Origin of the sequence: Brachymonas moutaii (nom. illeg.) (assembly GCF_049977365.1) — a bacterium.
In the GTDB taxonomy this organism is placed as follows: domain Bacteria; phylum Pseudomonadota; class Gammaproteobacteria; order Burkholderiales; family Burkholderiaceae_C; genus Brachymonas.
Window position 1 is genome coordinate 243943 of sequence record NZ_JBNGEN010000002.1, and the last position, 13799, is coordinate 257741.

13 protein-coding genes are annotated in these 13799 nt (G+C 63.1%); all 13 read right to left on the minus strand.

The window, feature by feature from the left end; genetic code table 11:
* Positions 1-1809, minus strand: a complete 1809-nt coding sequence (gene lepA / locus ACP2WS_RS04795) for a translation elongation factor 4 (RefSeq protein ID WP_426459738.1) — start codon at positions 1807-1809, stop codon at positions 1-3.
* 307 nt (positions 1810-2116) lie between these two features.
* Complete coding sequence (locus tag ACP2WS_RS04800; RefSeq protein ID WP_374492479.1) at positions 2117-3703, minus strand: DegQ family serine endoprotease; 1587 nt, start codon at positions 3701-3703, stop codon at positions 2117-2119.
* Positions 3704-3932: 229 nt separating this feature from the next.
* On the minus strand, positions 3933-5114 hold the full coding sequence (locus tag ACP2WS_RS04805) for a MucB/RseB C-terminal domain-containing protein (protein WP_426459739.1): 1182 nt from the start codon (positions 5112-5114) through the stop codon (positions 3933-3935).
* 224 nt (positions 5115-5338) lie between these two features.
* Complete coding sequence (locus ACP2WS_RS04810) at positions 5339-6055, minus strand: sigma-E factor negative regulatory protein (protein ID WP_426459740.1); 717 nt, start codon at positions 6053-6055, stop codon at positions 5339-5341.
* A 13-nt stretch (positions 6056-6068) separates the two neighbouring features.
* Entirely contained in the window at positions 6069-6737 is a 669-nt protein-coding gene (gene rpoE / locus ACP2WS_RS04815) for an RNA polymerase sigma factor RpoE (protein ID WP_426459741.1), read from the minus strand.
* The gene (locus tag ACP2WS_RS04820) at positions 6734-7189 is read right to left on the minus strand and encodes a hypothetical protein (RefSeq protein ID WP_426459742.1); all 456 of its coding nucleotides are present in this window, start codon (positions 7187-7189) and stop codon (positions 6734-6736) included. Before ACP2WS_RS04820 ends, rpoE begins: the two co-directional genes overlap by 4 nt.
* A gap of 175 nt (positions 7190-7364) precedes the next feature.
* Positions 7365-8606, minus strand: coding sequence for a beta-ketoacyl-ACP synthase II (gene fabF, locus ACP2WS_RS04825; RefSeq protein WP_426459744.1), 1242 nt, complete (start codon positions 8604-8606; stop codon positions 7365-7367).
* Between the two features lie 298 nt (positions 8607-8904).
* The gene (acpP, locus tag ACP2WS_RS04830; RefSeq protein WP_374492491.1) at positions 8905-9144 is read right to left on the minus strand and encodes an acyl carrier protein; all 240 of its coding nucleotides are present in this window, start codon (positions 9142-9144) and stop codon (positions 8905-8907) included.
* Positions 9145-9332: 188 nt separating this feature from the next.
* A complete protein-coding gene (gene fabG, locus ACP2WS_RS04835) occupies positions 9333-10094 on the minus strand; it encodes a 3-oxoacyl-ACP reductase FabG (RefSeq protein WP_426459745.1) in 762 nt (253 codons plus the stop codon).
* Positions 10095-10108: 14 nt separating this feature from the next.
* Positions 10109-11050 carry an ACP S-malonyltransferase gene (fabD, locus tag ACP2WS_RS04840; RefSeq protein WP_426459746.1) on the minus strand — a complete coding sequence of 314 codons (942 nt, stop codon included), beginning with the start codon at positions 11048-11050 and terminating at the stop codon, positions 10109-10111.
* An 84-nt stretch (positions 11051-11134) separates the two neighbouring features.
* Positions 11135-12112 carry a beta-ketoacyl-ACP synthase III gene (locus ACP2WS_RS04845; RefSeq protein WP_374492496.1) on the minus strand — a complete coding sequence of 326 codons (978 nt, stop codon included), beginning with the start codon at positions 12110-12112 and terminating at the stop codon, positions 11135-11137.
* A gap of 192 nt (positions 12113-12304) precedes the next feature.
* On the minus strand, positions 12305-13417 hold the full coding sequence (plsX, locus tag ACP2WS_RS04850; RefSeq protein WP_374492566.1) for a phosphate acyltransferase PlsX: 1113 nt from the start codon (positions 13415-13417) through the stop codon (positions 12305-12307).
* Positions 13418-13597: 180 nt separating this feature from the next.
* Positions 13598-13780 (minus strand): 50S ribosomal protein L32, encoded by a 183-nt coding sequence (gene rpmF, locus ACP2WS_RS04855; protein WP_374492498.1) that lies wholly within the window; start codon positions 13778-13780, stop codon positions 13598-13600.
* Between the last annotated feature and the right edge of the window lie 19 nt (positions 13781-13799).

Genomic DNA, 13799 nt, shown 5'->3' on the forward strand with positions numbered 1-13799 from the left:
TCAGTCTTCCACTTGCAAAATGGCCAGGAAAGCCTCCTGAGGGACTTCGACCGAGCCGATCTGTTTCATGCGCTTTTTGCCGGCCTTCTGCTTTTCGAGCAGCTTGCGCTTGCGCGTGATGTCGCCGCCATAGCACTTGGCCAGCACGTTCTTGCGCAGGGCCTTGACGGTTTCGCGGGCAATGATATGCCCGCCGATGGCCGCCTGGATGGCCACGTCGAACTGCTGACGGCTGATGATCTCGCGCATCTTGGCCACTACCGCACGGCCCCGGTACTGGGACTGGCTGCGGTGCACGATGATGGACAGGGCATCGACCCGTTCGCCATTGAGCAGGATGTCCACCTTGACCACGTCGGAGGGGCGGTATTCCTTGAACTCGTAGTCCATGCTGGCATAGCCGCGGCTCACGGACTTGAGCTTGTCGAAGAAGTCGAGCACGATTTCGCCGAGCGGCAGGTCATAGGTGAGCATGACCTGCCGGCCGTGGTAGGCCATGTTGAGCTGCACACCGCGCTTCTGGTTGCAGAGGGTCATCACCGGGCCCACGCAATCCTGCGGCATGTACAGATGCACGGTCACGACGGGTTCGCGGATCTCCTGGATCTGCGCCACATCGGGCATCTTGGAGGGATTCTCGACCATGAGCGTTTCGCCGTTGCCCTTGAGCACCTCGTACACCACGCTGGGCGCGGTGGTGATGAGATCCTGGTCGAATTCCCGTTCGAGCCGCTCCTGCACGATCTCCATGTGCAGCAGCCCCAGAAAGCCGCAGCGGAAGCCGAAGCCCAAGGCCTGGGAAACTTCGGGCTCGAAGTGCAGCGAGGCATCGTTGAGCTGGAGTTTCTCGAGACTGTCACGCAGGGCGTCGTACTGGTTCGCCTCGGTGGGGTACAGACCCGCGAACACCTGTGGCTGCACCTCCTTGAAGCCAGGAAGCGGGTTAGTGGCAGGGCCGAGGTTGTTGGGGAGCTTCTTTTCCAGTGTGATGGTGTCGCCGACCTTGGCGGCCTTGAGCTCCTTGATGCCGGCGATGATGTAGCCCACCTCGCCGGCTTCGAGCACGTCGCGCGGCTTCTGGGACGGAGTGAAGACGCCCAGGTTGTTGGCATCGTAGGCCGCTCCGGACGCCATCATCTTGAAGCGCTCGCCCCGCAGCAGCCGGCCATCGACCACACGCACAAGCATGACCACGCCCACGTAGCTGTCGAACCAGCTGTCGATGATCATGGCCCGCAGGGGCGCATCGACCTGCCCCCGGGGAGCAGGCACCCGCGCCACGATCAGCTCCAGAATCTCGTCGATGCCTTCGCCGGTCTTGGCCGAGCATGGAATGGCATCCGTCGCATCGATGCCGATGACGTCCTCGATCTCTTCCTTGGCGCGCTCGGGATCGGCCTGCGGCAGATCCATCTTGTTGAGCACCGGCAGCACTTCTACTCCCAGATCCAGGGCGGTATAGCAGTTGGCCACGGTCTGCGCCTCGACACCCTGGCTCGCATCGACCACGAGCAGGGCCCCTTCGCATGCCGACAGGCTGCGGCTCACCTCATAGCTGAAGTCGACGTGCCCGGGCGTATCAATGAGATTGAGGTTGTAGATCTGGCCATCCTTGGCACGGTATTCGAGTGCCGCCGTCTGTGCCTTGATGGTGATGCCGCGTTCCTTCTCGATGTCCATCGAGTCGAGCACCTGCTCGCTCATTTCGCGCTCGGACAGCCCCCCACAGCGGGCGATCAGCCGATCGGCCAGGGTGGACTTGCCGTGATCGATGTGTGCAATGATGGAAAAGTTGCGGATATGTTTCATGAGGGCTGTCGTGCACGGGCAGCAAAAAAACGCCCCGCTTCTCGGTTCTCTGCCGTGGCAGGGAACGTCGCCTGGCAGCAGGCGGGAGCGTGGCGTGAGGAGGATGGGACCCTTCTGGTGCAACGGAAGACCCCATGTGCGGCACCGAAGATATCGGGAGGGGCAAGGGGCCTGCGCTTTCCCCCTGCATCCATGTCAGGGCATTTTAACGGGATTCGCGCGCAGAGGCGCCCATTCCGGCAGACCAGGACTACACGAAGGGGACGTATGTGCAGCTGCCCCCTCCCTGCCCGCCTGGTCGCATTCCTCAGCGAGTGGGCTTGATCAGGGTGTACTGCGCCCAATCGCCGCGCTGCAGCAGAACCACAGCCGGGCGCTCCAGAGGAAGCCTGGCCACAGCCGCCCCGAAGGCCGCGACATTGGCCACCGGCTGATTGCCGATGCTCAGAATCACGTCCCCCGCCTGCAGACCCGCACGGTCGGCAGGGCTGCCGTCCTCCACCTCGCGCACCACCACGCCGCCCTTGCCGTGCAACTGCTGACGCTGGGTGGTCGAGAGTTCGCCGACGGAAAGCCCCAGCCGCTGCACGCTGGCTACACTGCCGGGCTCGGCTTTGCTGCCCAGCGAGGATGCAGCGCTGTCGCTCCCTTCGGTGAGCTTGCCGACCGTGATGGTCAGATCATGGCTGCTCCCGTTGCGCAGCACCGTCATGCTGGCACGGGTGCCGGGGGCGGTATCCCCCACCAGTCGCGGCAGGTCGGAGGTGCGCTCGATCGGGGTGCCATTGAAGCGGGTGATGATGTCGCCCGCCTGCACGCCAGCCTTTTCTGCCGGTGAACCGGGCATGACCCCCCGCACCACGGCGCCCCTGTCCTTGCCCAAGCCCATGGATTCGGCCACATCGCCTTCCACGGTGCCAATGGTCACGCCAATCTGGCCTCGTGTGACGCTGCCGGTGGCACGCAGCTGGTTGGCAATGCGCATGGCTTCGTTGATGGGGATGGAAAACGAAATCCCCATGAAGCCGCCCGAGCGGGAATAGATCTGGCTGTTGATGCCCACCACCTCGCCGGCCATGTTGATCAACGGCCCTCCGGAATTGCCGGGATTGATGGCCACGTCGGACTGGATGAAGGGAAGATAGTCCCCGGTGTCGCGTTGCTTGGCACTGACGATGCCGGCGGTCACGGAGTTTTCGAGCCCGAACGGCGAACCTATGGCCATGACCCACTGCCCGACTTTCAGATTGGCTACATTGCCGATCGTGACGGCTGGCAGATTCCTGGCGTCGATCTTGACGACGGCCACGTCGCTGCGGCTGTCCTTGCCCACGACCTTGGCCTTGAACTCGCGCTTGTCGGGCAGCGTCACGACCAGATCATCTGCACCATCGACCACATGGGCATTGGTGAGGATGTAGCCATCAGGCGAGATGATGAAGCCAGAGCCCACCCCTGTGGGACGTTCGCTCTCGCCGCCGCCCGGGCTCGGCTGCTGGCGGCGCTGAGAGTTGTCCGGCAGGGGAACACCAAAGAACCTGCGCAGCAGCTCATCCATCTGCTGCTCGGCACTGCCGCCCTGCACACCGCGCGCCACATGGGTCTTTTCCATGGTGCGGATGTTGACCACAGAGGGGCCGACTTTATCCACCAGAGGGGTGAAATCAGGAAGTCCGCTGACCAGGGGCCGCGAGGGCGGCGCAGACGCTGGCGGCACAGCGGCCAGAGAGGATGTCTGCGACTCTCCATCCGGCCGGGAAGCCGCGGAAGTCTTGGCATTGCAGGCCGACAGCACCAGGGCCAGGGTAGTGAGCGCCACGGTGGCGCCGCGATGGCAGCGGAGAGTCAGACGCGAACGGGCGGCCGCATCAGCGGCTCGATCGGGGACAGGCATCGTGAAACCTCATCAACGAATGAACGGGTAAGCCGGGCCGGCCTCCACGATTTCCAGGAAATGTCGTCATCTCCCGGCCTCTTCTGTCGTGCATCGCAGCAATGCCAGCCTCTCAGAGGCACATTCTTGCAGGCCCCGGTTTTTTCAACCGGAACAATCGTAAGAACCTGTATGTCATCCCCTCTTCCCTCCTCACCTTGCCTGTGCGAGGGAGCCATGAAAAGGGATCCTAGCGAATGCGATACAGGTTCTGCAGGACTTCCTGCAGGGCGGCCAGCGGCGCCTCCCCCACGGCTGTCACAAACGCATCGGGACCGAAAGTGCGCGACAGGATGCGGGTGGCGCCCCGTTCCACCGGCCCTGGAGGCGGGTGGCGCATCGCCCCCGGAGACTCGATGAACAGCGAGATGCTGCCGAGGCCATCCGACAGCACACACTGCGTCACGGGAGGTCCCCAGCCTTCGCTCGGGGGCGTCGGGCGCTGGAGAAAGGGAGTGGACGCTGGCGGCGGGGGGCGATGCCCGAACCAGCGCCCCCCATGCCCTCCGGGACCTTCTCCATGCCGGCCACCATGCCCCTCGTGTCCCGGCCGCATGCCCATGAGAGGGCCAGCCTCCGCCGGCCCTCCGTCGCCACCTTCCATGGGGTGGCGCTGGTAACACGATGTCACAACATAGCCCGGGGTCGGCTGTCTCCACCCCCATCCGAGACGACTCAGGTCCAGGGATTGCAGGGCACGCCGATCCACCCGGTAGGCCTGGGTGGCTGCCATCATGCGCTCGAGTGTCTGAAAATCGACCGGGGCAGACAATTGGACATTCTCGAACGCCACCTCGCGCACCACCCTCAGATTGCCAGGCTCCCACACCCCTGGCCGCACCGCATCCAGCATCTGCCAGCGCAGGATCAGTCCGGTCTGCTTGTCACTCCAGAAACGAAAGGCATTGCGCAAATGGTCCACAGGGGCAAGCAGGGTCACCCAGGCCTCGCGCCCCGCCACCCGTGCACTGCCCTGCGCACCGGCCCGGTAGCGTGCCGCCGTCTCGACCAGGTGCATGCGGCTCAGCGGTGCCAGCCCCGGAAAGAGACTGCGGAATGCTGGCATGTTGGTACGCAGCTGCACGACATGCGCATCCGGCATGAAGACGGCCACCGCCTGATCGGTACGGAAGATGGTGCGTCTGCGCCCTGCCAGCAGCTCGACCCGTTCGATTTGCCGTGTGCCCTGCACGGCATGGACCATGCGGGCACCACGCACCCGTCCATCCGGTCCCGACATGGCGAGCGTGCCTGCATAGGGCTGTGAAGAGGCCGCATTCTGCCAGCGCTCCAGCCACGGCAGAGCCGAAGTCCAGCGCACGGGCGCGACCCAGCCATCCCGGGAAGGAAGCACGAATGCAGTGCGCTGCATTTCAGGCTCTCCATGCCCATGCCTGTGCCCATCTCCATGCATATGCATGTGCGCAGTGGCGGGCGCCCCCCACAGCAGCACCGCACACAGGGCTGCAACCTGGAATGCCCCCGCTGTCGACCGACGCACGATGACCACGCCACCGCCAGGCGCACAGAAGGCACCTGGTCTTCCACCCTGCCTCTGGATCACTGTGGACACCCCTTTATCCCTCCCCGCACCCATCAGAAGGCCGAGCCATCATCGACTCCTCCCTGCACCAGGTCCGGCAGCATCGACTGCCCTCCCAGCTGCGCATGCGCCACCACCAGACTGTCGATCTGGCGCTCCATGAGCTGATCGGCAGCCCCACTGGCAGCGGTCGTGGCCTGCATGCCTCCGACCTTTCCGCCTGCAGCCACCGTCTGCGACCAGCCCGCTGCATCCTGCCCCCGCGACACCATCCCCCCTTCGAGCATGGCAGGCCACTGCGATGCCGCCACATTCCAGACAGTCACGACCATGACCGCCAGAGAAGCAAATCCGACCGCCCATTTCCAGCGCCACACAGGCGCATTGGCCGCCTCGCGCTGGCCGCGGACATCCACCACGGGCTCGGATGGTTCACGGTGCGGCTCCAGTGCCCGTGATCCGGTATCGCCTGCCAGCACATCCTCGCGCATGCTGCCCACCTCACATTGCTCCAGTCTGGCATGCAGGGCCACCATCCAGCCAGAACCCCCTACTGCCGCACTCTGATCGCCCGTCGCCGCATGGGAAACCAGCTCCCCACGCAGCAGGTCGCGCATGCCATGCCACTCTGCCCACTGTGCCCGAGCCTCTGCATCCTGCAGCAGCCATGCGAGCACCGCGTCCTCCTGCACCTCATCGGGCAAGGGGGCGCCATCCATCCAGGCCGACAGGGCCTGCGGCAGAACCTGATTGACTGTGTCTTGCTGCATGATTCCTTCTACCTTACCAACGTTTACCCGTCCGGTGATCCAGGAGTGGGCGCAACTTTCTGGCCACGGCCTCCCGGGCCCTGAAGATGCGCGAACGCACCGTTCCCACCGGACACCCCATCTCCTGGGCAATGTCCTCGTAGCTCATTCCATCCATCTCACGCAAGGTCAGCGCCCGCCCCAGTTCTTCCGGGAGATCTTCCAGCGCCTGATGCACGGCCTCGGCCACCTCGCGTGCAGCCATGACCGCCTCCGGGGTTTCCTCGCTGGTTGGTTCGTTGTGCTTCAGAAAAGTTTCATCGTCTTCATCCCCGGCCACCGAAAGCGACGCGTCGCTCACCGTGGGATTGCGCTTGAGGTCGAGCAGCGCCTTGCGGGCGGTGTTCATGGCAACGCGGTACAGCCAGGTGTAGAACTGGGCGTCCCCCCTGAACTGGTGGAGAGCCCGATAGGCGCGGATGAAGGTTTCCTGCGTGATGTCCGGCACCAGATCGACGTCGCGGACCATGCGTCGCACCAGCCGCTCGATGCGATGCTGGTATTTGAGCACCAGCAGCTCGAAGGCGCGCTGCTCGCCCCCGAGCGTACGCTGCACCAGCAGCCAGTCGGCATTCTGGTTTTCCTGAGCGGAAACGGCGCCCTCTCCTTCGCCAGACGCCCCATGAGACTCGACTGGGCTCATGGATGCCCCCCTGGATCGCTGCTGTCTTCCACCACAGGACGCCACCCATACAGAGCCGACCGCAGGGCATGCCAATGCGCGGGAGCCTGCGAAGCGCTGAGCCAGAGATAACGCACTGCAGGACGGGACGTGGTGGAAGCAGCGCGCCAACGCACCAGTGCCATGTGCTGGAAATCCAGCAGCACGGCACATGCGCCTTCGTCACGCTGCAGAGGAGCTTCCGAGGCTTCTGCCGTACACGCAGACCATTCGAGCCGCCATTGCTGGCCTGACCACACCAGCCAGCCGGCTGTCTGCCGGGAAGCCCAGTGCCAGCTCCACAGACTCAGGATCACCGAAAGGGCTACACACCCCCACCACAGCGCATCATGCCGCCAGGCCGGAAAGCGCTGTGCAAGCCGCCATCCCCCCAGCGTGCATGCGAGCACCAGGGTTTCCATCCCCCACGCCATGCGCCATCCTGCCCGACCTCCTGTCGGGTAATGCACTGCAGGAGGCTGGTAGGATTTCTTCACGGTTCTCTGCCATGAAAGGAAGACGCCCCCTCCTCCATGCGAAGGAGGAGAGAGACGGAGGAATGCAGTTCCCCTCGACGCACAGCCCAAACGGAGGGAGAGGCTGGATGCGTCAGACGCGCTTGAAGATCAGCGTGCCGTTCGTTCCACCGAACCCGAAGTTGTTCTTCATGGCCACATCGATCCGGCGTTCACGCGCCGTGTTGGCACAGTAATCCAGGTCGCAATCCGGATCCTGATCGACCAAATTGATGGTTGGCGGGCAGATCTGATGGTGCAATGCCAGTACCGTGAAGACACTCTCCACGCCGCCGGCACCGCCGAGCAGATGCCCTGTCATGCTCTTGGTCGAGCTGACCACGGTACGGTAGGCATGATCCCCCAGCGCCGCCTTGATCGCATTGGATTCGTTGGCGTCTCCCAGGGGAGTCGAGGTGCCATGGGCATTCAGGTAGTCCACGGCATCGGCATTGAGACCTGCATCGCGCAAAGCGGCCACCATGGCGCGGCGCGGCCCATCCATGTTGGGAGCCGTCATGTGTCCGGCGTCACCGCTCATGCCGAAACCGACAATCTCGGCATAGATGCGTGCCCCGCGTGCCTTGGCCCGCTCGTACTCTTCCAGCACCAGGATTCCTGCGCCTTCACCCAGCACGAAACCATCGCGCCCCTTGTCCCAGGGACGGCTGGCGGCCTCGGGCTCGTCATTGCGCGTGGACAGGGCCCGCATGGCAGCGAACCCTCCGATGCCGAGAGGAGACACAGTGGATTCTGCTCCGCCAGCGATGATCACATCGGCATCGCCATGCTCGATCAGACGGGCTCCCTGGCCAATGCAGTGCAGCCCGGTGGTGCATGCCGTGACGATGGCCAGGTTGGGCCCCTTGTAGCCAAAGCGCATGGACACATGCCCAGCCACCATGTTGACGATGGAAGCAGGAACGAAGAACGGAGTAATGCGACGGGGCCCCCGGTTGACATATTCGCTGTGCGTGTCCTCGATCAGGGGCAGACCGCCAATGCCGGAACCGATCACGCAGCCGATGCGTTCGGCTTCCTCCTGGGAAAGCGCATCGCCGAAGGGCAGACCGGCATCCTCCACGGCTTCCTGCGCAGCGGCAATCCCGTAATGGATGAAGGTATCCATGGTGCGCGCCTCCTTGGTGGAGACGTACTTGTCGACCTGGAACCCCTTGACCTCACCCGCGATCTGGCAGGCAAAGTTCGATGCATCGAAACGGGTGATCCGGCCGATGCCGGAACGGCCGGCGATGAGGTTCGCCCAGGATTCGCCTACGGTATTGCCTACGGGAGTGATGCACCCGAGGCCAGTCACAACAACGCGACGGGACATATCAGTTTCTCGGCAGTGTGACTCGCCTGTGCAGAGGTAACCCGCTAGGCGAATCTTGGAAAAGCGGAGACTTTCGCACCTTGTCTTGCACAGTGCCTGCCAGATGCGCAGAGAGCCATGCCTCTGCCATCTCTCGCAGAGATGGCACAAGACGACGAAGTCCGTCCGGAAATGGGAATGATGGCAATGGGAACCGCCCTACTGTGACGCACTCCCACAATGCACGATACCCCATGCCCCTTCGTTTTCACGCAAGGGGATATGGGGCCATGCAAACGCTCTGTCCACCCGCAGGGGATCAGGCCTTCTGGTGAGAAGTAGCGTAGTCGACAGCGTTCTGGACGGTGGTGATCTTTTCGGCGTCTTCGTCGGGGATCTCGATGCCGAATTCATCTTCGAGCGCCATGACCAGTTCCACGGTATCCAGGGAATCGGCACCCAGATCGGCCACGAAGGCCTTCTCGTTGGTCACCTGTGCTTCTTCAACGCCCAGTTGTTCGGCGATGATTTTCTTGACGCGGGCTTCAATGTCACTCATGGTTATCTCGATTGGGTAGTGGTACAAAGGGTTTCCATTTTAGCGGTTGGACAGGGGCTTTTTCAAAACCAGGCCGCACGGCACTGGCAAAGAAGCGAACCACCAGCATCCAATTCGGAAAAATGAAGCATTTTCATCCAGGATGATGAAGGATGTATGTCATTTGATGCACGAATGCATCAAACGCCTCAGGCCATGAACATGCCGCCATTCACGTGCAGTTCCTGCCCGGTGATGTAGGCGGCCTGAGGGGATGCCAGAAAGGCGACCGCATGGGCAATGTCCTGCGGCTTGCCCAGATGGCCAAGGGGAATCTGGGCCAGGAGCGCCTTCTGCTGCTCCTCGGTCAGTTCGGCTGTCATGTCGGTGCTGATGAAGCCAGGAGCCACGCAGTTGACCGTGATGTTGCGACTGCCCAACTCACGGGCAAGCGCACGCGTCATGCCTGCCACACCGGCCTTGGCGGCAGCATAGTTGGCCTGACCCGGATTGCCGGATGCACCCACCACACTGGTGATGCTGACGATGCGGCCATAGCGCTGCTTCATCATGGGCTTCATGACGGCCCTGCTGACCCGGAACACAGCCTTGAGATTCGTGTCGAGCACCGCATCCCAGTCCTCGTCCTTGAGGCGCATGGCAATCATGTCGCGCGTAATGCCGGCATTGTTCACGAGCACATGGATGCCGCCACATTGCTTGACGATGGCATCCACAAGGGTTTCGACCGCCGGGAGGTCATTCACGTTCAGGCAGGCACCGCGACATCCGGGATAGGCGGAAAGCGCCTGGTCGATGCGTGCTGCTCCGGCTTCGGTCGTGGCAGTGCCGACGACCTGATAGCCAGCCTGTGCCAGCTCCAGCGCAATGGCGGCACCAATGCCACGAGAGGCACCCGTGACGAGCGCCACCTGACGCGACTTGTCGGAAGAAGAGAGATCAGAGGTCATAGAGAAAATCCTGTTCAGGCCAGTGCAGCCATCGTCTCGGACAGAGTGGCCGGATCGAAGACCATGCCACTCACGATGGAGGCATCGATGCGCTTGTGGAGTCCGGCCAGGACCTTGCCGGGGCCACACTCTACCACGTGGGTCACGCCACGTGCCTGAATGGCCTGCACGCATTCGACCCAGCGCACCGGCCCGAATGCCTGGCGATAGAGGGCATCCCGGATACGCGCGGGATCGCTCTCGACCATCACATCGATGTTGTTGATCACGGGAATGCGGGGGGCTGCCAGCTCCACAGTCGCCAGCTTTTCACGCAGTTTCTCGGCTGCGGGCTTCATGAGGCTGGAATGGAACGGGGCAGAGACCGGCAGGGGCAGGGCTCGCTTGGCTCCCCTCGCCTTGAGGAGTGCACAGGCCTGCTCGACACCTGCCTTGGTGCCAGCGATGACGGTCTGGGCCTTGTCGTTGAAATTCACGGCTTCTGCGATCTCGCCCGGAGCTGCCCGCTCGGCTTCGGCACACCCGTCGATGACGGCCTGCGCATCCAGACCGAGGATGGCCGCCATGGCACCAGCGCCCACCGGCACGGCATCCTGCATCGCCTGGGCACGGAAGCGCACCAGCGGTGCCGCCTGCGCCAGCGTGAGCACTCCTGCCGCAACAAGTGCCGAATACTCCCCCAGCGAATGGCCCGCGACGATCTCGGGCTCGGCTCCGCCTTCTGCGCGCCATGCACGATAGGCTGCCACACCCGCAACGAGCATCACGGGCTGGGTGTTGGTGGTCAGTGCCAGGGCCTCCTTGGGACCTTCGTGTACCAGTCGGGCAACATCTTCACCCAGTGCATCAGAAGCTTCCTGGAGTGTGGCGCGCACGGCAGGATGATCGCCCCAGGCATCGAGCATGCCCACCGACTGGGAGCCCTGACCGGGGAAGACAAAAGCGAATTTTTTCATGGTATGCAGAAATCGAACACAAACACAGATGGATGCAGAGGAAAGGCCCTCTCGCAGAACAACAACGAAGGCGCTGCCGCCGCCTCAGAAGCGGATGAGCGCGGAGCCCCATGTGAAGCCGCCCCCGACGCCTTCGAGCAGCAGATGCTGTCCGCGCTGGATCTTGCCGCTGCGCACCCCGGAATCCAGTGCCAGCGGAATGGAGGCTGCCGACGTGTTGCCCTGATCCTGCAGGGTGACAATGACCTTTTCTGGCGGCAGGCCGAGCTTGTGTGCGGTGCTCATCATGATGCGCAGGTTGGCCTGATGGGGAATGAGCCAGTCCAGGCGTTCCTGCGGAAAGTCGGCCTTGGCCAGCGTGGTGCGGGCAGTTTTTTCGAGGACATTGACGGCCAGCTTGAACACTGCGCGCCCATCCATGACCAGCAGGGGGCTGCCCTGCACCTGACCATGGCTCACATGACCGGGCACGCACAGGATGTCGCGGTACTTGCCATCCGCATGGATATCGGTGGCCAGAATACCGGGCTCGCTGCCGGACTCCAGCACCACAGCACCGGCGCCGTCACCGAACAGGACGCAGGTGGTGCGATCGTCGTAGTTCAGGATGCGCGAGAACACCTCGGACCCGATGACGAGCGCTCTGGTCGCAGTTCCACTGCGCAGCATGGCATCGGCCACCGTGAGCGCATAGATGAACCCGGAGCACACAGCCTGCACGTCGAAGGCAGGACAGCCCGCCACTCCGAGCTTGTGCTGAACCATGGAGGCCGTGGAAGGAAAGACCATGTCGGGCGTGGAGGTGGCCACGATGATCAGATCGATGTCCTCCGCCTGCCGGCCGGCACTCTGCAGCGCCTGCTGGGCAGCCCAAGTGGCCATGTCGCTGCTGTTCATGCCCTCGTCGGCAAAATGGCGTGCCTCGATGCCGGTGCGCTCCACGATCCAGTCGTGAGAGGTTTCGATGCCTCGTTCCGCCAGTTCGGCAGCCAGCTGCTCGTTGGTCACGCGACGGGGCGGCAGGAAACTGCCTGTGCCAGTGATGCGGGAGTGGAGGGTCATAGGATCGATCTCGTACAGTGCGTGAGCCGGAAGAAGAGGAGACGCCATGAGGCTTTCCTCGAAGGGGGAAAATTTCCGCCCGAAAAGCGCCGGACATTGTAGCTTTATGCTACATGGCGCCCCAGAAGGTCAGAAGCGGAGTGGTGCCGGAAGAGCCGGAAGCGCACAGCTCGTCGAGAGGGAGTCCGTGCATCAGGACACGACCTCGGGAAGACGCGCAGGCACTGCTTCCTGCTCACGCTGATGCAGTGCAGCCGCGTGCCCGCTGCTCAGCAGAGGCGCCGCATGGCGGATACGCTCTTCGACCCGCTGCAGCAGCTGATGACGAGCGGCATCGCATGCACTGTCGAGCGCATAGCCAAAGGCAAGCGCATCGGCAGAACCGTGGCTCTTGAACACCAGCCCCCGCAATCCGAGCAGCGCTGCTCCATTGTAGCGACGGTGGTCCACGCGTTTCTTGAAGGCAGAAAGCACCGGCAGCGCGACGATCGCAGCCATGCGGGTGAGCAGATTGCGGGAAAACTCCTGCTTCAGGAAGCTGGCGACCATGGAAGCCAGCCCTTCGCTGGCCTTGAGTGCCACATTGCCCACGAACCCGTCACAGACCACGATGTCTGTGGTGCCCTTGAAGATATCGTTGCCCTCGACATTCCCCTGGAAGTTCAGGTCTCCACTGCGGCCTGCCATGGCCAGCAGCTCCCCTGCCTTCTTGATCATGTCACTGCCCTTGATGGCCTCTTCCCCGATGTTGAGCAGCCCCACGGTAGGACGTGCGCTGTGCTGCCGGACCGACACCAGCGCAGATCCCATGACGGCAAACTGCAGCAGGTGCTCGGGCGTGCAGTCGACATTGGCCCCCAGATCGAGCACGGTGGTGGCGTCCCCTTTGGCATTGGGCAACTGGGTCGCAATGGCCGGGCGGTCGATGCCCTCCATGGTCTTGAGCACATAGCGCGCAATAGCCATCAGGGCGCCGGTGTTGCCAGCGGAAATGGCAGCCTGAGCCCGTCCGGCCTTGACCTGCTCGATGGCCACGCGCATGGAGGAATCCTTCTTTTTGCGCAAGGCAATCTCGATGGGATCGTCCATGGTGACCACTTCGGAGGCAGCCACGAATGCGACACGCTCCGGCGCAATGTCGGAGGCTCCCTTGAGCTGTTGCCATGCCGATTGCAGCAGGTCGGTGGGCCCCACCAGCAGCAGCCCGACCTCTGCGGGCTGGCGCTGCAGAAACCGGAGACAGGCGGGCAAGGTGACCGTCGGCCCGTGATCGCCGCCCATGCAATCGACGGCCAGCGTCACCAATGCAGAAGAATCATCGCTCATGGAAGTGCCGCAAGAGGAAGGCGCAGCCTTGGAAGGCCACCCGTTTCCTGGGTGTATCGAGGATCAAAAGAAAAGGCCCGAGGCTTGTGGAAAGCATCGGGCCAGTCATGTCTGGCAGGCGCCTCGGTCATGGATGCCGGGCAGCCATGCCGACCCTGATCAGGCTTCGGACTTGTTCTTCAGAACCTGACGGCCACGGTAGAAGCCATTAGGGCTGATGTGGTGGCGCAGATGGTTTTCACCCGTGGTGGCTTCGACGACCACGTTGGGGGCGGTCAGTGCGTTGTGCGAACGGTGCATGCCGCGCTTGGAAGGGGACTTTTTGTTTTGCTGAACGGCCATGATCCGCTCCTATGTCAGT